Source organism: Brevibacillus laterosporus (assembly GCA_007833815.1).
Taxonomy (GTDB): Bacteria; Bacillota; Bacilli; order Brevibacillales; family Brevibacillaceae; genus Brevibacillus_B; species Brevibacillus_B laterosporus_D.
The window spans coordinates 3302523-3323306 of record CP033464.1 but is presented as its reverse complement, the minus strand read 5'-3'; the positions used below and the strand labels follow the sequence as shown (position 1 = coordinate 3323306).

Here is a 20784-nt window from a genome sequence, read left to right as displayed (position 1 = left end):
ATTACTACTAGTTAAGTGAAAGCGAAAAAGGAACCCCATCAGGGGTGATGAGGTTCCTAGGAAGCGTATTCTTTTACTCGTAAAAGCTTTATTTTAAAGTCAATATAGGAAATTAATTTTTGTAAGGTCTCTACTTCGGATTGTGTGGCTTGCAAAAGCGTAAGCGTTTCCACGCAATGAGTGTCTCCCTCTGTCATAGCAAGTTGCGAAAGAGATTTTTTACTTTGTTCTAAGTAGTGGACATAGCGTTGCTTGTCTTCATGTAGTTCCTCTAGCATTACAAGTAAATCTTTTGACATATAGGTTACCTCCTCTTGCTTCCAGTTCCGAATTTGATTTCCTATCTCTAAGGATAGAGCTAAACAGTGGCTTGTACAAGTTAATTTATTTGCACATTTTCTACAAGATCAGACAAGTGTTTATTTTTATGTATAAAGAAGGAGTAGCTATTGTTTACTCTCACAAAACGTGATGATGTAAAAATAGCTACTCCTCTTAATGTCCAGTTTCCCAATGTACCAGGAGCCTTGTCTTTCTTTTTGTATCCACTATGTGTTTAATCATCCTTCAATTACTAAAAACAGCTTAAGATAGAAAGGATGTATTTTTTGTGGGCTTTTGTCGACTTTTTTTTGCTCTTTTTTAACTGGAAGCAAGAAAACCTACCTACTATTTTATTTAACTATGAACGAGAACTCGTTGCTCATCTGGTTCCATCATCCCAGTGCGTGGAACCCCAAGCTGTGTTCTACGTTGTATTTGCATGCGCTCCATACTACGTCGCTTCATCTGAATTTCCCTGTAAAAACTACAATGGGTAGCACAGAACTGATTGTTCCGTTTTTTTTGACCAGGACGGCGATGAAGCAGAGGCAAATTGCAAGACTGACACTGATTTAACATGGCACATATCTCTAAGCGTGCTGCTTTTAATTCTTGCATACTCTTCCCGCCTTTCTATGCTTATCTTAGCGAGCAGATAAAGCAGGAGTATGGAGGAAATGTGGAAATGATGTAGGAAAAAGTTGTCTATAATTTTATTATGTAAACTAAATATAAAAATAAACACGATAGTACGACACATGAAATGACTCTAAAAAAGTTTTAGAAGTGCTAAATGTTAAGATGGTTGTTATACTTAAAGAAGAAAATGTTTATTTCTGAAAATTCAGTTGTTTTTTTGCTTTCAACACAATAAAAGGAGGTAAGATACAAATGGGACATAATGATAAATCTACATGGGGACAATCTCATCGAGAAAGTACTCATGCTATTGATCCTATTTACTTAAATCGCTGGTCTCCCCGTTCATTTTCAGAAAAACCGGTAGAAGCTGAAGTATTGCACCGCATATTTGAAGCAGCTCGCTGGGCTCCTTCTGGTAGCAATGAACAACCGTGGCGTTATATTGTCGCACGTACACCAGAGGATCGGGCCACCTTCTTAAAATTCATCATGCCTGGTAATACAGCTTGGTGCGACAAAGCTCCCGTTCTTGCCCTTCTCTTATCTACCAAGCTTTCTTCACGTGATGAGCCACTCCGTTCCCATTCCTTTGATGCTGGCACCTCCTGGGGTTATTTAGCATTAGAGAGTGTTCGACAAGGGCTTGTTACGCACGCCATGGGTGGCTTCTACCCTGACAAAGCCCGTGAGCTATTGCATATTCCAAATGAATATGAGGTCGAAATCGTTATTGCCATAGGCTATCAAGGGGAAAAAGAGGCTCTATCAGAAGCCTATCAAGAACGTGAAATTCCTAATTCTAGACGAGGTTTAGAAGAAGTCGTCTTTGAAGGGAGCTTTGGAGATTCTCTTTCCACATGATTCCAGTAAAGCATTACTTGCAAACAAAAAGACCAGAGAGTGTTTCTACATTCCTCTGGTCTTGCCTTTTATATTAGAAAAACGGCAACTATCGTCGTCACAACTAGTCCAATTAAAACCGGAACCAAGTTGCGTCTTGCCAATTCAAACGGACTAACACCACATATCGCTGCCGCTGGGATTAAAGCCCAAGGAACTAGCGTACCACCACCAACCCAGATTGCTGCCACTTGACCTAATGCAGTAAGAGTGTCAATGCCATCATAAAAAGAAGACGAAAAAAGTTGGGCCACGGATCCAGCCAACGTAATACCTGAGAACCCAGATCCGTCCAAACCAGTAATGATTCCTACTCCCATCACGGTCGCCGCTGCTACTTCTTTGGTTAACGGAATAGCGTGGGCCAAAGCAATCCCAAGGTCATTAACAATTCCTTGAGAACCAGCAGGTAACAACTGGCCAAATACCTTGGTAAAACCACTATCCCCCATGTAAAAGAAGGCTGCAATCGGAATAACAGGTCCGAAAACCTTAAACCCAAATTGGAAGCCTTGAATGAGATACTCCGTAGTCTTCTCCAGTCCCCTTTTTTTATGGGTGAACATGGTAACCATTAGCATGATTGACATCGCCGTACCGCCAATTAAAGCGGTCGCATCCCCTCCCCTTAGATCAAAAAACCACATGGCTAGAACATCTAAAGCAAACAACAAAGGAACAAGATTTGCAAAGAGCATACGAAATGGCTTTGAAAGTGAAGGAGTATCTGCTACACCATTCACAGACATACCTCCCTCTTTTGGTACCACTCCTACTTCTTCTTGCTCTACAAACGTTTTGGTAGTGAACAAACTTGAATCGGCTTGCAGCTTGCCATTTTTCATATCTCGACGTAACAAATAAAATGCAACACTCGTTGAAACAATGCCCATTACCATGATCAAAGGAACACTGGCACGTATGACATCCTCCACTGCTATCCCTGCCGCCCCCGCTGTAAGAGCTGGGGCACCCTGAATAATAAAATCGCTAGATAATGCAATCCCATGCCCAAATAAATTCATTGCTATGGCAACTCCCATGGCAGGCAAGCCAATTCGAACAGCAACTGGGAGCACAACTGCTCCAATTAAAGCAACTGCCGGTGAGGGCCAGAAGAACCATGAGATAACCATCATTGAAATCCCAATAATCCAGTAGGCTGGACCAGGAGCCTTGATCAAAAATGTCATAGGTGTAATCATTGTTTCATTTACTCCAGAAACTGATAATACCAGGCTCATGGCGACAATAACGCAAATAATCAAGATGGTAGGTAACAGCTCATTGATTGCATAAATAAAGCTACCAAATATTCCTTCTACTGCTGTAGGCACAGAGCCACTTGCCACAAAGCCCAACACAGCAATTCCAACGATACTGACAAGACTCGTGTCTCTCCTTAACACCATAAGCAAAATAATGGCAAGGATAAAAAATACGTACATTCCATGAAGCCATCCAAACTCAACCTGCACTGTTACACCACCTCTCCTCTTTTGTACCATATGCCCAAAAGAGGGGGTGGGTGAATTCACCTAGTTAGTTTATTTGATGGTTTTCGCTTTTTGTATAGCATTTTTAGTGGACGTCGAAGATTTTTCTCTATTAACAATAATAATGCCTCCTGCTACGCAAACCAAGGCAATCAATACCACGAGATGAATCGCTTCTTGTAGCATAACCGAAGAAAGCAACACTCCAAACACGGGAATCAAAAATAAATACATCGAGACATTTCCAACTTTATTGTACTTCATGATATTGTTCCATAACACAAAGCCAGCTCCCGAAATAAACGCCAAGTATAACAGCATCAAGGAGGTGTTCCAATCAAAATGGAAAGGCATCATTCCGACCTGGCTTGCACCAATTGCAAGTAAGCCCAATCCTCCAAGTAGCATTTGATAAGAGGTCAGATATAGAATATCGAGATGTGCTGCTTCCTGTTTGGATAATATATTTCCTAATCCACCACAAAACATAGCGACCAATAAACAAATCTCTCCTATTCCAAAAGCGATCGCCATCGAGCCTCCACTTGGCAGATTAACAATGATAACACCTAAAAATCCAATCGCTAGTCCCACACCTTTTCGTATACTTAGCGAATCGTTTTTGTACATAAAATGGGCTAGCATAATTTGAAAGAAGGAGGTAGTTCCAGCAATAATGGAGCCTTGGATTCCTGAACTATAGCTAAGTCCAATATAAAAGAAAATATATTGCAAAAACGTTTGAAAGGCTCCCACTTTTGCTAATCGCTTTAAAGAACCTGTTTGGTACCCTATCTGTTTACGTAACAATAGCATCACCAATAAAATACCAAGAGCAGCTAACACAAAACGATATCCAGCAAATAGCATTTGTTCAAAGATGTCCGACTTGCCGATCTGGAGATGTTCGTAGCTTTTTTTAATAAAGGGAAAGGAACTCCCCCATAAAAACGTGGTAACTGTGGCTGCAACCGCAATACCCACGGGATGTGTAAAGAATTTCTCTGCTTTCATATTTGCTCGTTTCTCCTTCTACTCCTAGCGGCTTTTACATGTATGGTTAATGCTTGTCCATTCCTGAAAATGAAAAAGCAGGCGGTTGCCTGGTCATTTACTAAGGACTCGGGACGCCTGAACTTTTCTCTTATTATCTGGATTTGTTTCATCGATTGTCATTTAAACCACGATTTCTTTGTTTTATCCATGTGAAGCCAGATACCTTGCATATTGAATTGGTCGTTCAATGGATTGTTGATATGTTTGTAGTTGCCCTAATTCCCGGAATATTTCCCGGCCTGGCTTGGGATTTACCTCAATAAGCCAAACATTTCCTTGTACATCAATGCCAATATCAAGTGCAAGCTCCAGCATCCGACCAAAATGTCGCTCGACAGTGAGAGCAGTCTGTCTAGCCAATCGATGACACTCTTGTTGGATTATTTGTGTTCTTGCTACTCCAAACAACGATTCTAAAAACGTAGCCAGTTCTTTTGCCTGACCCCCGCCATGTAGGTTAGAGGTAGCTGAGTGGGCCGGACCAATTCGAACACCCATACCTGTCACGTCCCAGTTTCCTGTTTGCTCCTTCTGAATGAGCAAACGTACATCTACTGATCTTTCAGGTAACAAATTGATATGCAAACCTTGTTGTACAATTTGTTTATCCTTATTTTTCCAAACATTAAGCCATTTGTTTATTTCAATAAGTGATTTACACGTAGAGCTTATTTTCTTACGCTGATAATCTCTTCCTAATAAGTGATACTTCCCAGATGTACGTTCTATCTTTACAATGCCCCTACCACCTGTACCGTTGCTTGGCTTTATATACACATGAGAGTGTCTGTCTAGCAGTTGCTTAAGTTTATCTTGTGAATATAAATATGTTTCTGGTAGCCAACGCTCCATAGCAGGTTCTGCAGACAATATTTGGTGCACCTTCCATTTGTTGGCGAGACGGTGGTTTGCATAGTACATATGATTTCGTTTACGAAAAGCTATATACTCCTTAAAAGCTTGATCCGGTCGATAGCGATAGCGATCAATAACTACATCCGGCCAAGGAAAGCGCTTGGAGAGCCAGCCTTTTTCGCGAGACCAAAAAAATCCTTGTATCTGTTTCGTTTTATCATCTACATCTCGTGGACAAAACAGATAAAGAACCACTCCCAATCGCTTTGATGCACGAAGTAGCTTCTTAAAATAGCTAGGTTCTGCAAACGTCCGTCCAGATCGCCAAGTTAACACACCGATGATGGGCGTTTTTTTCATACCATCACCCTTTCCATGTGATTTCCTAGGCATTCTATTCACCAGACGGACATTCGTTTACTCGCTTAGGTATTTTTCCTAAACGTTGTTGTACAAATGGACTCCCTTATTTGAGTAACAATCGTTCCTTTAGTTCTTGCAAATCTTGTGGTAGCTTTGCTGAGACCTCCACACGTTGCTCCCCGAATGGGTGAATAAATTGAAGGCTAGCTGCATGCAACGCTTGTCTATTTCTAAGAACTTGATTTTTTCTCGCACCATACAAAACATCTCCGAGCAATGGATGGCCCATGTAAGATAAGTGAACACGAATCTGATGCGTCCGACCTGTTTCAAGACGACAAGACACTTGAGTCGCGTCGTGATAGCGTTCAATCACGTTAAAATGAGTTACAGCCCGGTCACCTTGTGGAGAAACGCGGCGTCTCGTCGCGTGATGACGATCTTTTCCGATAGACGCATCTACTTTTCCTTGCTCATCTTGCATAATTCCTTCTACAAAAGCTATATACTGCCGGGAAATGTCCCGTCTTTCCAATCTCTCGGTAAGCATAGCACCAGCGAGTGGATGCTTAGCATACATCACGAGTCCAGAGGTATCTTGATCCAAACGATGGATATGACGCACCTTATTCTTGATATTCTTCTCTTTAAAATAACCAGCTACCCAATGATCCAACGTCTCTTGGTGAATAGGTTCCGTCGGATGTAAAAGCAAACCAGCTGGTTTATTTACGATTAGTACGTGATCGTCTTCATACGCAATAACTAACGGACCTTTGACTGGCTCTAAACCCCACTCTTCTTCCATACAAACTCGCAGGGCGATAAGCTGCCCACTTACTGTCTTTTGAACTTGAGTTGCTGGCTGGTCATCAACCAAAATCTCTTTGTTTTGAAATAAAAGATGTGCCGTTTTTTTGGGAAACCCCCATTTTTTTCGAAGTAAGTCTCCAAAAGAAAGAGCAGCCTCTTGTTCACCTAACGTGCCAAGAAGCCACTCTCCCTTTCTATTCATTGAAATCATGCTGTACTTCCTTTCCATGACAACCATCTATCTGGATGATTGGTGCAAATATGCACATGCGAGCCTAATTGCGCTAAAACTCGCATATGTTCTGGTTCATCTACCGTCCACGCTATGATGGAATAGCCCCATTCCTGAGCGTGCTGCGCAACCTCATGAGTCAGATAAGGGTACGCGAGTGATAATACATCTGCTCCGATATGTTGGGCCTGTTCCTGTAGTAAGAGCGGCATACCATAAATTAACGGTCCCACCTGCAAACGTGGAGCCAATCTTTTTACATTATAGACACTCTGATGTTGAAATGAAGTAATGACCACATGTTCTTCCATATCATACTGTTCGATCAAGCGGATTACTTTTTCTTCCAGCACCTGTTCCTTACTTGCCACCATCTGCTTTAGCTCAATATTAAGCCACTTTTTCTGGCGATTGGCAATGAGCACTTCTTCCAAGGAAGGGATGGTCTCGCCGACAAATTGACTGTCGAACCAACTCCCTGCATCCAGAGAACGCAGTTCGGCAAACGTATGATCTTTAACCCATCCAGTTCCATTCGTGGTACGTTCCAACGAATAGTCGTGGATAACTACGGGAATTTGGTCCTTCGTTAACTGGACGTCAAATTCAACCCCATCTATCTCAGGGTGTTCTATTGCTAGTCGAATAGCCGCCAATGTATTTTCTGGGGCGACTCCCGACCAACCTCGATGCGCGATACATACATTGCTCTGCAAGCTGAACCCTCCTTGAAAGAACTGCCTGTTTTTACCCATTCGTTTATAGATATGAACGTTTCCACCAATTTCTGCTAAGAAAGTTTGTGAAAATGTTTTACCTGTATGTGTCCGTCCATTTTAAGGATCAATCCAATTTTTTAAAGCTCTGCGCTAATTTGCACAGCACGATCTAAAAATTGCTCGATCTCTTCGCGACTCTTCGCCAATTTACTGACAAAACGTACCACTTCCTTGCCGTTCTTAAACGCAACAAAACTAGGGATACCCATGATCTCCAGCTGTTGAGACAACTCAGGAAGGTCATCACGGTTAACTGCTACCATATCCAATTGATCTTTATAGGCTTCTTCTAACTCCGGCATAAATGGATCAATACGGAAACAGTCTGGACACCAAGTCGTATAAAATTTGACGATCACCGGTTTGGAAGAACGAATGGTTTCTTGGAATGCTTCTTCTGTTTTAATCTCTTTCATGTGTGTATCCTCCCTTTCGATGCATGTTTGAAGTTAGTGTAACACACCTGCCACTTTTTTGTCTCTACGCCGGGTTTATTGAGTACTGCTTGCCGGCTTTAGAAATCTCTTCACGTAATGCTAGCATTGGCGTAGACAAATGCTTGTCTTTATGCGACGCAACTACTAACGTTCGACTAGGGTGTGTAGATAGATGCACATAGGCTGGCGAGACATTACCGTTCACCATGCCTGTAATCATATGAGGTGCGAAAGAGACACCCATGCCCGACGCTACCAAGGCTTGCACCGTTTGGATATTTGAACTTTCAAACACTACCTTTGGTGTAAATCCAGCTTGTTCGCACAATAGCAACGAGATCGTGCGGAAACCCTGTCCTTCTTTTAACAAAATAAATGGTTCCTCTTCCAAAGCTTTTAAGTCAACAACCTGCTCTTTTGCAAGTGGATGCTGGGGTGGTAACGATAGATAGATTTCCTCCTGTAATACCGGAGTCGTTACTAACGCTGGATGCTGTATCGGCATCGTTAATAGGCTCATATCCAACTTGCCATGAACCAGCATCTGCTCCAGATTACTAGATGTTTCTTCTATTAAAGTAACCTCGATACGAGGATAACATTTGGTAAAGGCTGAAAAAGCTTCGGGTAGCACAAAGGCTCCTGTTATTGGTAGACTGCCGACGACGATCCTGCCAGCATTCCCCTCTGCAAATTGGTGCATTTCACGTTCTAATTCGTCTTCTTTGACAATTAGTTCATTGGCTAATTGTATAAATCGATTCCCTGCATCTGTTAACTCGACTCGTTGTGGCAGTCGGTGAAACAACATGACCCCATACTCACGCTCCAGTTTGGCAATCTGTTGACTAAGCGATGGTTGTGCTAAGTGGAGCTTCTCAGCTGCGCGGGAAAAACTTTTTTCTTGAGCTACCATCATAACATAACGTATTTGACGCAATTCCATTTGTATCTCCGCCTGTTCTTTGTTTCCTTTTATCCTTATAGGTATTTCCTATCCATTCTATAATCATTATATCTTTGTACTATTTCTTTATCCATGGTACAACTAGAAAAAAGCATGAGCGCGACAAAATAAAGGAGGAAATACGATGAAAGCACGGACGCTATTTGAAAAAATTTGGGATCAACACGTTATTTACGAAGAATCAGGAAAACCTAGCTTATTATATATCGATCTACACCTTGTTCATGAAGTAACATCCCCACAAGCCTTTGAAGGTCTGCGTCTTGCTAATCGGCAGGTCCGTCGTCCAGATCTTACGTTTGCAACCATGGATCACAACGTGCCAACGAAAAATCGCTATCTTGTAGAAGATCCAATCTCGCTTACTCAAATGGAAACACTAACGAATAACTGCCGGGATTTTGGCGTACCACTTGCAGATTTAGACAGCCCCGATCAAGGAATCGTGCACGTTATTGGACCAGAACTTGGCTTAACACATCCCGGTAAAACGATCGTTTGTGGAGACAGTCATACCTCTACACACGGAGCTTTCGGTGCTCTTGCTTTCGGAATTGGAACAAGCGAAGTAGAACATGTGTTGGCAACACAATGCTTACAACAAGCAAAGCCAAAAACGATGGAAGTACATGTGAATGGCCCATTGCCACTAGGTATATCCGCAAAAGATTTAATTTTAGCTATTATCGCAAAATTCGGGACTGACTTTGCTACGGGTTACGTTGTTGAATATACGGGGGAAGCTATCCGTCAATTGACCATGGAAGAACGTATGACAGTTTGCAACATGTCCATTGAAGCAGGAGCCCGTGCCGGCTTAATCGCTCCAGATGATACTACATTTGCCTACTTGAAAGGTCGTCGTCATGTCCCCCAAGGAGAAGCTTTCGAACAAGCTGTAGTTGCATGGAGAGAGCTAGTATCAGATGAAGGTGCCATATATGATGCCCACGTGGAGCTACAAGCAAGCGAAATGGAACCACAAGTAACCTGGGGAACAAGTCCAGGTATGGGTACCGGAATTACTAGCAACGTGCCTCACCCAGAAGAATTTGTTAGCCAAACCGATCAAAAAGCAGCACGAGATGCCCTTACTTATATGGGGTTAACCGCTGGGACTCCCATGACAGATATCTCTATCGATCGTGTGTTTATTGGTTCCTGTACGAACGGACGCATCGAAGATTTACGCCGTGCCGCCGCTGCCGCCAAAGGTCGCAAGGTATCTTCTCAAGTCAATGCCATGGTCGTGCCAGGTTCACAAGCTGTTAAAGAGCGTGCCGAACAGGAAGGGTTACATCATATCTTCATAGAGGCTGGCTTTGAGTGGCGCGAATCAGGTTGCTCCATGTGTCTTGCGATGAACCCGGATATTTTATCACCTGGTGAGCGTTGTGCTTCTACCTCTAACCGTAACTTTGAAGGACGTCAAGGTCGTGATGGACGCACTCATCTAGTTAGTCCTGAAATGGCTGTTGCCGCTGCAGTCGCAGGTAAATTTGTTGATGTCCGTGAGTGGCTGAATGCCCCTGCGGTGGTGTAAGTATACGTGAGAAGACTTCAGCGTTTCAACGTTTAAGATAGCCTTTTGCTGAGTATGCATGTAATTCGAAGCATGTAATCAATGAAAAAATGGCATGTGCCCTACCCCTACATTTAAAGGAGGCAATCTCTATGGAACCGTTTGTAAAAGTAACTGGCTTGGCCGCCCCCGTCGATCGCGCCAATATCGATACGGATGCTATTATCCCGAAACAATTTTTGAAACGAATTGAACGCACAGGCTTTGGACAATTCTTGTTCTATGAATGGCGCTATACCATCGAAGGAAAGCGGATCGATTCATTCGTCCTTCATCAGCCACGCTATGAGGGAGCTACTATTTTGCTTGCACGTAATAACTTTGGCTGTGGTTCCTCACGTGAACATGCGCCTTGGGCTTTATTAGATTTTGGATTCCGAGTAGTAATTGCTCCATCCTTTGCCGATATCTTCTATAACAACTGTTTTAAGAATGGAATTTTGCCAATCAAACTCACTGAAGAACAAGTAGATGAATTGTTTACACGCACCGAAGCTACTGAGGGGTATACATTGACAATTGATCTGGAACGTCAGGTTATAGAAGATGGCAATGGCCTCTCCTATCCATTTGAAGTGGATAGTTATCGCAGGTACTGTTTGTTAAATGGGTTGGATGACATTGGGATTACTCTACAGCAGGAAGACAAGATCATGGCTTATGAAAAAAAGATGGTAGTGCGGTAACGAGTTGTAACTCGGGTTATTAGAAAAATGAAAAAAGGCGAAAAGGCCATCTCTTCTCAACCGAAGCAATGGTCTTTTCAATCTCAATAACTGTCGCAAACGGTTTTCTTATCTAACTAGTCCTTGCTATTAAAAGGGATACCGGAAAAATGGAGCCACCGCACAGATAATAAAGCGGTGTGATTTTACCTCTACATAACCTTTTTCCTGAATTTTTAAATGAAGGCGATACAATTCATCTCGGTATGCATCAACCGAAAAGTCTTGGAACTGCCATGGAATTGCTTTTACATAATAAATGAGAGCACCAATATCATGAAAGCGTTGGAATGGAAAATACTCTTTTTGATCCAAAATCGAAAATCCTGACTCTTCTAATTCTAGCACCGCTTTTCTCAGATTCCAGTCGTGGTATTCCCCTTTTGGCATCCCCAGTAACTGGTTCAATTCTTGACAATCTTCCCCTCCCACCTGTTGAGTGATAAACTGACCTCCATCGCGTAAGATGCGTCGCACCTCGCTAGGCTGAAACGCTTCATGCTTGTTAATGATCAACGAAAATCGTTTGTCTTCAAACGGCAAAACGGCATCATCTACAAGGGGACATACCTTTACCCCAATCGGTTCTAATCGTGTCTGAGCTATGGTTACGTTTGGCCCATATGCTTCTGTCGCACAAGTAAACGGAGGTAAAGGTACCAACTGAGATAACAATTCCCCTCCTCCTGTACCCATATCTAGCATACTATCTGCCTGAGCCATCAATGGAATAATTTTGCTCGCATAAGACCAAGGGACAGGTTCTGTCGTGATCCGTCCTGTACCGTGTACAAATGAAAAATCCCATCCGCTAAACTTTGTTTGTGATTGGACAATGAAATGTTCAAACAAACTGTCATAATTCATAAGGTATACTCCTTTTCTGTGCACGCACAGCTGTTTGTTCCGTCAAGTTACTCACTAGATGCTGCTGACTGATCCAATCCGTAGAGTTCAATGGCTTGCTCGCGGAGTTTATATTTTTGAATTTTACCAGAGGCTGTCATCGGGTATTCATGAACGATTTGTAGATAGTACGGAATCTTATAGCGAGCAATTTTTCCCTGACAAAAGTCTTTTAACTCATCAGATGACAAACTCTCTCCCTCGCGTGCTTTAACGCATGCCAATACTTGCTCGCCATAGAGTGGGTCGGGAACTCCGATAACTTGTACATCCAGAACTTTGGGATGAGTATACAAAAACTCTTCAATCTCACGCGGATAAATATTCTCTCCCCCGCGAATGATCATATCTTTCAGGCGTCCAGTGATCCGATAATATCCATCTTCGTCAACAGTAGCCAAGTCTCCTGTATGGAGCCAGCCCTCTGAGTCTATCGCCTTTGCTGTCTGTTCTGGCATATTATAGTACCCTTTCATAACCTGGTAGCCTCGCGTACAAAGTTCACCCTGTTCACCGATAGCCACTTCTTCCCCTGTGCTAGGATTCATTAGCATCATTTCCACTAGATCATGCTTACGACCGACTGTTGATACGCGACGCTCGATGCTATCATCTACTCTAGTCTGAGTCACAACCGGAGAAGATTCCGTCTGTCCATATGCGATGGTAATGTCACGCATACCCATTTTATCTACTACATTCTTCATCACTTCTTCTGGACAAGGCGAACCAGCCATGATTCCAGTTCGTAGTGAGCTCAGGTCATACTGTGTAAAAGCTGGTTCATTCAGCTCAGCAATAAACATGGTTGGCACCCCATAAAGAGCTGTACACCTCTCCTTAGAAACAACCTCCAAGACTACTTTTGACTGAAACGTAATAACTGGAACCATCGCAGCTCCCGTTGCCACACAAGCTAATGTCCCCATTACACATCCAAAGCAATGAAAAAATGGAACAGGAATGCATACCCGATCTTGTTGACTCAAATTTTGACAACTAGCCACTTGAATAGCATTGTTGATGATATTGTAATGGCTAAGCATGACACCTTTAGGAAAGCCGGTTGTACCAGATGTATACTGCATATTGACCACCTGATCGGGCTGAAGAGTTTTCTGTCGATCTATCTGTTCTGCTTCAGTCACCTGTTCAGCCAATTGATATAGGTCTGTAAATAAATACATGCCTGGCTGACGTTTTTCTCCTATATAGATTACCCGACGTAAATGAGGAAGACGCTCAGCTTGCAGTTCACCTGGTAGGGCTTGTTGTAATTCCGGGCAAATTTCATGCAACATGTCTACATAGGAAACTTCCTTAAGCTGATCAATTACTAGTAAGGTAGTAGCATCTGATTGCCGTAATAAATATTCCAGCTCATGTGTTCGGTAGCTTGTATTAACTGTCACAAGCACACCTCCCATTTTAGCTGTGGCAAATTGAGTTAGTACCCACTCAGGAACATTGTTAGCCCATATTGCTATATGCTCGCCGGGCTGTATCCCCAAGGCCATGAATCCTCTGGCCAGTTGATTACATACATGCTGAAACTCCCGATATGTATAGGTAAGACCTATCTCTTGATAAATAATGGCTTGCTTGTCAGGAAACTTGCCTACTGTTTCATCTAATAAATCCCCCATTGTAATGGAACGTAGATCAGCCATTTTATCAAACCTCCCTGTTGTATTAATCAGAATATTCCATTTAAATATAGATTTTCCTGCTACATATTCATACAGAAAGATGTTTTTATATAGGAAAAAGCCCCCGATTAGGTAAAAATGATCGAGGTGCTTCTTTTCTCAATCTATTTAATTTGTAAAATTTTAACTGTTTCTACCTTGTAAGGTAAATGATTCGGATAAGCTAACTCTATCTTTAGCTCATGCTCCCCTTTTGGTAAGTTCTTAATAGTGAATTGGGGATCATAAATCTTCTGAATCATTTTTCCATCCACATACAGATGGGCATGTCCCTTCCCATGCATGATCTCCAGCTTCTGTTCTGCATTAGACTGTTCTTCTGTAAAAATAAAGCCGGTAGTGATGAGATTGACAGCTACCTGATTATCCTCTACCTGTACATCCATAGTCACCTGAGGTTTTTCGGAGGCAAACGGGTTGTCTGCTACTTTTGCTGTTGTCTCCATGCTTTCCCGATCAAATTGGAACAGGGTTGCAACATGTAATGGATCTTTCCATATCACCAGTACTACGGCAAGTACCAAGCCAACCCCTACAGCAGAGCCATATAGCAGCTTGCGCAAACTAATTACAAATACTCTCATTCGTAACTCTCCCTTTCCGCCCTATTTGTACATGCATACGCGAGAGCGAAGAGAGTTAGAAGTAATTCTTGTAGAAAACTGTAACGGTCAAAAGATTCCAACCATTTTATTAAATTCTAGGTTACTTACTCGTACCGCTAAAATCAGCCTGTCCCATCTGCCGCAGCATCACTTCGACGTAATACGATTTTGCCAAATTGTTCAGAATCCTGTAGTCGTTCAAGGGCTACTCTACCTTGTTCTAAATCATACACGTGATCTATGACCGGGTGAATTTGATGTTGTTGCATAAAAACGAGCATTTCCATAAATTCTTCTTTACTGCCTAGAGTAGTTCCTAGAATGTTACACTGGCTGTAGAAAAAGCTTCTCAGATTAAATTCTACGTTATCCCCTGTAGTGGCGCCAAATGTAACGCACGTGCCTCCTGGGCGTAGCTGGCTTAATGATTGTTGGAACGTGGCAGGACCCACACTATCAATCACGATATCAACCTTCTCACCCTGTAATGCTTCGTTCCAATCCACTGCGGTATCAATCGCTACATCAGCTCCTAGTTCCATAGCCCGTTTTTGTTTAGCTTTGCACCGTGAAGTAACAATGACACGACATCCTAGCGCCTTGCTCATCTGAAGTAGAAAGGTAGCTACTCCACTACCAATGCCAGGAATCAACACCGTATCGCCTTTTTTTGCCCGTCCTTTTGTACGCAATGCGCGATAGGCTGTCAGTGCAGCAACAGATAGAACCCCAGCTTCTTCCCACGTTAAATAAGCAGGTTTTTTTACAAGTAGGGAAGCAGGAATGACGATATACTGAGCATGTGTTCCATCAAAGGAAGAACCTAAGATTTCGAAGGTAGCAGGAGGTGCGTCACTTTTTGTTATCCAGTTCACTCCTGCATGTAAGATCACTTCATCACCTACATGCCATTCCTTCACACCACTGCCAACTTCCTCAATTATCCCAGCACCATCAGAACCAAGAACGAGTGGGGCATCTTGTTCACTTCGCCACATGATATTGAGCAAATCCCGTCGATTTAAACCAGATGCTTTTAACCGAACGAGCACTTCATCAGTTGCCAATGTTCGTTTCACTCGTTCTGCTATTTTTACCCCTTTTATACCAGATGGACCCTCATGCAACAAGGCTAGGTACATATCAATTCCTCCTATTCGTTACTGATTATATTCTATCTTATATTCTGAATTAAAAATATTGAATCAACTCGTCCATTCGAATCATAACAATCTCTTCTGCAAACAGATTACTTGCACTACACACAGACAACGGATAGTGGGATGCTAGTTGATACTGTTTAAAAAACCAATTGGTCCTAGACGGTGTCTCTTCACTAAAATCTATAGTATTATTCTCATTCTTTCTAACAGAAAAAGAAGAAAGTGGAATGGACAGCCCTTTCCCGACAGCTTTTATGTAGCTCTCTTTCAATGTCCAGAGGTCATAAAAATACGACAGTTGTTCTTCTCCTTCTGATTTCGCCAGTAAATCCATATATTCTTGCTTGGAAAAGTAATTCTTCGCAATCTCAAGATCAATAGGCTTTTGCTGTTCAACATCAATTCCCACAAGCATACTACCTGTTCCACACACCACCCATTCACCAGAATGAGACAAGTTAACATAACAGGTGGTATGATTAGGTAAGTAGGGTTTACCGTACTCATTGTGTTTGAATAGAATCTCTTCTTTAGGAATATGGTGATATTTACTTAAAATATAACGTACTAGCAAATCAGCAAGGAGCCCTCTGTAAGCATCTTCTCGTCTTCGGAATCGAATGATTTTTTCACGTTTCTCTGGGGAAACATGGTGTAGTAGATGATTAAATGTATCCTCCGCTAGTTCTGTAGATATATGTAAAGCAAATACGTTTGTCATGTAATTCCCCTCTCTCTTTTCCATATTTTAGAGGATATTAGTAAACAAATCTACTATGTGATTTCAATCGTCAATCTTTGGAATGACTTTTACAGATAAGAAGGGCTACCCATCGCCATTAATGACGTTGAAACAGCCCTTCTTTCTGTTAAATTCCACGTTTATCTCAAATACCTATTTTTCTTCTACTGCTGTCCTTCCGTAGTTTCCAGTATTGATCTTTTCAATCGCTTTTGCATACGTTTCTCACTTTTTTTGTCCCACCAATCACGCATTCCTTCGAACACGGAATACAGCACTGGTACTAGAACCAGTGTGACCAGCGTGTGGAAGACGAGTCCAGCAATAACTACGGTTGCTAGAGGCGCTTCTAAACTAGCCCCGTCTCCAAATGCCAGAGCCATTGGTACCATACCGAGGATTGCTGTAATTTTCGTCATAAGTACGGGGCGTACACGGTCATGAGTTCCTTGGATAATGGCTTCTTTCAACGGCATTCCACGTTTTCTAAGCAAGTTAATCCGGTCAATTAAGAGGATCGCATTGGAGACGACAATTCCAATTAGCATAATTACGCCAATGATGGACATCGCTGTCATCATGCGTTGTGTCAAAACTAGACCAGCAACAACACCTACACCTGCCATTGGAAGTGTAAGCATAATGATAAAGGGATGCGACAAACGACCAAATTGGGCAACCATAATCAGATAGATGCATGCAATGGCACCTAGAAAAACAAACAAGGCACTAGACATATTGTTTTCCTGATTTTTAAGGCTACCAGCTAACTCCGCTTGCAAGCCTGCTGGTACCACCAGTTGGTCTAGCTTCGTTTGCAGCATACGTGTGGCATTTCCCGGATCAACCCCAACGAGGTCAGCAGACACTTTGATTACTCGCTCGCCATTGCGGTGATTGATTTGCTGAGGAGTCTTTCCATATTTCCATTCAACGACATCTAAAAGCGGGATCATCGTTTGATTTTGCGTAGGAATCAGCATTTTCTTTAGTTGCTCGGGATGCTTCATATCTTGTTCTGGGAATCGAGCTACCACATCTACGTCTGTTCCGTCCGTCGTAATTTCAACCACCTTTTGCTCGCCCATCATACTAGATAAATGCTGGGCTAGCACCTGTTCGTCAACGTTTAAGCGATTCATTGCTTCCTTTTTAGGTAACAGTGTAATCTTTTCTTTTCCTTCACTAAAATCATTTCGAACACTCGAGATACCCTCGATGCCAACTAGCATTGTGGATACTTGCTCGCTTAGTTCTTTGGCTTTTTCTAAATCCTTTCCTGTAATCTCTACCTCGACGGTAACTGCCCCACCATCTGGACTATCTGTGCTGAAGGAAAAGCGTTCTACACCGGTTACTTCCTTAGCTTTTTCCATTACTTGTTGACTAATTTCTTCTTTACCCAAGGAACGCTCAGCTCTTGGCAATAAAGCAATTTGTAACTGTAAGCGTCTCAGGTCACCACCGATATAAGCATCCTTTACTTCTTTTATCGTAGCTAATTTTTCTTCGGTTTGGGTAATAACCTGTTTGGCACCTTCTAAAGAGGTTCCATGCGGCAACGTAATATCCGCAAAGATGAAGTTCTCATTCACATCAATACCCAAGTTGGTCTTAACCTGCGGAGCCAGCACAAAGATACTGCAAAACATGAGAAAAGCGAGACCAAGCGTAACAAAACGCCGACGTAAACAAAGGTGCAGGACACGGTCGAACCATCGTACCATTACATTACCTTTGTGATCTTCTCCACTCACTTTTGGCTTATCTTTTTTTAAGAAGCTATCTGAGAAAATCGGGACAAAGAAAAGTGAGACAATCGTAGCTGATACAATAGCTGCTGTCACAGTAAAAGCAATAGTAGTGAAAATTGGTGTCAGCGATTCATCAAAACCCGCCAGCACCAAAGGTAAGAATACAACTACCATGGTGATCTGCGATGACAATACAGGTGTAAGTACCTCCTTAGTACCTAGCATAATCGACTCTCGCAATGCTTTCCCTTGCTCGCGGTAATGATAAATACTCTCCAAAACCACGATTGCTGCATCAACAATTAAACCAACCGATAAACTAAGAGATATGAGGGTTACCATATCGAAATTATAACCAAACACTTTCAAAGCAATAAATGTCATTAAAATAGAGAGTGGTAACATTGTAGCAATTACCATAGTCACCCGCCAGTTACGTAAAAAGACGAATAATACCAAAATAGCCAGTGCTCCGCCGATCATGACATCCCTACTCAAATTATTGATAGAATGATCAATAAAAGAGGCTGCCTCAAATATAGGTGTTAGTTGATAATTTCCGTTTGCTTCCTGATTAATTTGTGTGATAACTTGTTCTACCTTTGTTTGAGTTGGTATGATTTCGCTACCTTCTGTACGTTTTATTGATAAACCAATATAAGGTTTTCCTTTATAGATAGCAAGCGATTGATCACTTTCGCTACCACGTAAATCTTTAACGGTTGCCAATTGACTGAGAGGTGTCATCCCTCTTGGTGTTGGGATTATTACAGATTTTAATTCCTCTACATGATGTAGGGTCTTATCCAATTCGATTACCGTCTGATAGCCTGCATTATCAAGTGTCCCTAGTGCTTGTTTCCAATTTTGTTTTTGTAGTTCCTGATAAATCTGTATTGGTGTCACCTGATAAGCAGAGAGACGCTCTGGTAATAAGGTAATTGCTATTTTATTTTCAAAGCTTCCTTTGCTAATCTCTACTTCTTTTACACCAGATACCGCCTCTATTCGCTCCTTTAGCGTATCTTGAGCATAAGTGTATAGCGATTGAGGATCATTTCCTGTTAGAGCCAACATCATGAGGGTTTCATCACCATAATTGGCTTGGTAGATGTTACTATGTTCTACTTCTTTAGGAAAACTAGTCCGCTCTCGGTTGATAATGCTCTCCAGCTTCTGTTTAGCAACTTCTCCTTTACCTTCCTTAGCTACCAAAGTAATTTGAACGTTTCCACTAGAAGAGGATGAATAATAATCTTTTACTTCCTCCATGCCCTTTACTTCTTTTTCTACTCGCTCTGCTACTTTTTTTTCCATCTCTTCGGGGGAAGGGAACCGCCAGAAATATTGGCAATAATCCAAGGTAGGTTCGTTTTTGGAACGAGAAACACTTTAAAGGAAGAAAGGGAAGCAAAACCTGCGAATAAAATCATCATGGTCAAGAGATATACAATAAGCTTTCGTTGTAGGAAGAACGATAAGAGTTTACTCATGGTTTTACTCCCTTCACCGCTACTTTTTCACCGTCAACGATATAGGTAATACCACTTTTCACCACTTGTTCCCCTACAGAGACACCTTCTAGAATTTCAATTTTTTCATTAATGATCTGACCAACTTGGACGGGATGTTTTTTCACTATGCCATCTTCTACTTTCATAACAAAATGGGTTTCATTCGTAAGTCCCACACATTCCAAAGGCAATAAAATTCCTTGCAACGGACGTGGTACTAGTACGTTTGCCACCATGCCGCCTCGCCATTTTTGCTCCGGATTAGCCATGCTAATTTCAACGCGATATTTACCGTTTGCAGGCTCGATCACGGGTGAAACAAACTGGATGGTACCTTTGTTCACTACACCAGTAGCACCCTGTACTTCTACCTGCTTACCCTCTGTAAAAAATCCAACTTCATCACTTGCAACGGACAAGGCTACCTTAACCGCTTTCAAATCAACTAACTCAATCACGCTCTGTCCGCCGGCTACAACCTTACCTACCTGTTCATTCACTGCTACTATCGTTCCAGAAAACGGGGCAATGATTTTCGTTTGTTGCAAACTCTCCTGCGCTCGTACAGCCTCACTGTTTGCTAGTGTTATTGCAGCACTTGCCCGAGCTAATTGATCTGGATTTGCTCCTCTTTGTAGCTCCTGTAGTGCAATCTGTTCATTTTTCACGCTCATCTCTGCTTGCTTTACTTGGAGAAGAAGAGCTTCATAATCATTTTTTGAAAGCGCACCACCTTGAAACAAAGCCTCCCCTTGCTTGGCAGCCTTTTTTGCCTCCGTAGCATTTTGTTGTTCTCGATCCAATTTTATTTTTTGCTGGGCTAGTGCTTCTTGAGAGGCTCCTTTCCGTGTTTCTTGAGCGGCTACTGCTGCTGATTGTACTTGCCCCGCGGCAGCCTGTGCAGCTACCTGATATACTTTCGCATCCAAAGAGGCCAATACCTGACCCTGTTGTACATTAGTCCCTTTCTCTGAAATAAGTTGTGCAATTTTACCTGAACTGCCAAAGCCAAGCGTTACCTGTTTATTTGCTTCAACTACTCCTGAATAGCCTAACAAAGTTGACTTTGGTGACTGTTCAATCTTATAGGTTTCTACCCATTTATTACTTTTTGCCTCTTGTACACTCGCTACTGGCTCCACATTCCCCGTGCAACCACTAACTATCAACATTGAGGCGCCCAAAACCAATACGACAACACGTCTCACCACTGTTCCTCC

Annotated in this window: 18 protein-coding genes and 1 pseudogene; 3 read left to right on the top strand and 16 right to left on the bottom strand. The window is 42.2% G+C overall.

The features are described 5' to 3' along the window. Positions 1-56: 56 nt before the first annotated feature. Both EEL30_17310 and EEL30_17305 read right to left on the bottom strand, forming a co-directional pair. Positions 57-299: a hypothetical protein gene (locus EEL30_17310; GenBank protein ID QDX93899.1), complete on the bottom strand. Its 243-nt coding sequence runs from the start codon at positions 297-299 to the stop codon at positions 57-59. 379 nt (positions 300-678) lie between these two features. Then, positions 679-942 (bottom strand): hypothetical protein, encoded by a 264-nt coding sequence (locus EEL30_17305; protein ID QDX93898.1) that lies wholly within the window; start codon positions 940-942, stop codon positions 679-681. Positions 943-1215: 273 nt separating this feature from the next. Here EEL30_17305 and EEL30_17300 point away from each other — a divergent pair, with 273 nt between their 5' ends. After that, on the top strand, positions 1216-1827 hold the full coding sequence (locus EEL30_17300; protein QDX93897.1) for a nitroreductase family protein: 612 nt from the start codon (positions 1216-1218) through the stop codon (positions 1825-1827). A 68-nt stretch (positions 1828-1895) separates the two neighbouring features. On the opposite strand, the gene EEL30_17295 is transcribed toward EEL30_17300, so the two are convergent. The 7 genes from EEL30_17295 to EEL30_17265 all read right to left on the bottom strand — a co-directional run bounded on the left by EEL30_17295 (position 1896) and on the right by EEL30_17265 (position 8843). Beyond that, the gene (locus tag EEL30_17295) at positions 1896-3344 is read right to left on the bottom strand and encodes a hypothetical protein (protein QDX93896.1); all 1449 of its coding nucleotides are present in this window, start codon (positions 3342-3344) and stop codon (positions 1896-1898) included. Between the two features lie 69 nt (positions 3345-3413). Continuing rightward, positions 3414-4376 carry a DMT family transporter gene (locus EEL30_17290; protein ID QDX93895.1) on the bottom strand — a complete coding sequence of 321 codons (963 nt, stop codon included), beginning with the start codon at positions 4374-4376 and terminating at the stop codon, positions 3414-3416. A gap of 183 nt (positions 4377-4559) precedes the next feature. After that, positions 4560-5633, bottom strand: a complete 1074-nt coding sequence (locus EEL30_17285; GenBank protein ID QDX95801.1) for a YheC/YheD family protein — start codon at positions 5631-5633, stop codon at positions 4560-4562. A 106-nt stretch (positions 5634-5739) separates the two neighbouring features. Then, on the bottom strand, positions 5740-6660 hold the full coding sequence (locus EEL30_17280) for an RluA family pseudouridine synthase (GenBank protein ID QDX93894.1): 921 nt from the start codon (positions 6658-6660) through the stop codon (positions 5740-5742). Then, entirely contained in the window at positions 6657-7397 is a 741-nt protein-coding gene (locus EEL30_17275; protein QDX93893.1) for a glycerophosphodiester phosphodiesterase, read from the bottom strand. Before EEL30_17275 ends, EEL30_17280 begins: the two co-directional genes overlap by 4 nt. A 140-nt stretch (positions 7398-7537) precedes the next feature. Continuing rightward, on the bottom strand, positions 7538-7876 hold the full coding sequence (locus EEL30_17270) for a thioredoxin (GenBank protein ID QDX93892.1): 339 nt from the start codon (positions 7874-7876) through the stop codon (positions 7538-7540). 64 nt (positions 7877-7940) lie between these two features. Continuing rightward, a complete protein-coding gene (locus EEL30_17265) occupies positions 7941-8843 on the bottom strand; it encodes a LysR family transcriptional regulator (GenBank protein QDX93891.1) in 903 nt (300 codons plus the stop codon). 145 nt (positions 8844-8988) lie between these two features. Here EEL30_17265 and leuC point away from each other — a divergent pair, with 145 nt between their 5' ends. Continuing rightward, a complete protein-coding gene (leuC, locus tag EEL30_17260; protein QDX93890.1) occupies positions 8989-10407 on the top strand; it encodes a 3-isopropylmalate dehydratase large subunit in 1419 nt (472 codons plus the stop codon). Between the two features lie 131 nt (positions 10408-10538). Further along, positions 10539-11132, top strand: coding sequence for a 3-isopropylmalate dehydratase small subunit (gene leuD / locus EEL30_17255; GenBank protein ID QDX93889.1), 594 nt, complete (start codon positions 10539-10541; stop codon positions 11130-11132). Between the two features lie 129 nt (positions 11133-11261). On the opposite strand, the gene EEL30_17250 is transcribed toward leuD, so the two are convergent. From EEL30_17250 to EEL30_17220, 7 genes and pseudogenes are all read right to left on the bottom strand, one after another. Next, positions 11262-12038, bottom strand: coding sequence for an SAM-dependent methyltransferase (locus EEL30_17250; protein ID QDX93888.1), 777 nt, complete (start codon positions 12036-12038; stop codon positions 11262-11264). Positions 12039-12085: 47 nt separating this feature from the next. Beyond that, complete coding sequence (locus EEL30_17245; GenBank protein QDX93887.1) at positions 12086-13747, bottom strand: AMP-binding protein; 1662 nt, start codon at positions 13745-13747, stop codon at positions 12086-12088. A gap of 143 nt (positions 13748-13890) precedes the next feature. Continuing rightward, positions 13891-14370, bottom strand: coding sequence for a hypothetical protein (locus EEL30_17240; GenBank protein QDX93886.1), 480 nt, complete (start codon positions 14368-14370; stop codon positions 13891-13893). Positions 14371-14513: 143 nt separating this feature from the next. Then, on the bottom strand, positions 14514-15533 hold the full coding sequence (locus EEL30_17235; GenBank protein ID QDX93885.1) for an NAD(P)-dependent alcohol dehydrogenase: 1020 nt from the start codon (positions 15531-15533) through the stop codon (positions 14514-14516). A 49-nt stretch (positions 15534-15582) separates the two neighbouring features. Then, on the bottom strand, positions 15583-16275 hold the full coding sequence (locus EEL30_17230) for a 4'-phosphopantetheinyl transferase superfamily protein (GenBank protein QDX93884.1): 693 nt from the start codon (positions 16273-16275) through the stop codon (positions 15583-15585). Positions 16276-16460: 185 nt separating this feature from the next. Further along, positions 16461-19543: pseudogene (locus EEL30_17225) on the bottom strand (efflux RND transporter permease subunit). Further along, a complete protein-coding gene (locus tag EEL30_17220) occupies positions 19540-20772 on the bottom strand; it encodes an efflux RND transporter periplasmic adaptor subunit (protein ID QDX93883.1) in 1233 nt (410 codons plus the stop codon). The pseudogene EEL30_17225 and the gene EEL30_17220 overlap by 4 nt, the downstream one beginning before the upstream one ends. Between the last annotated feature and the right edge of the window lie 12 nt (positions 20773-20784).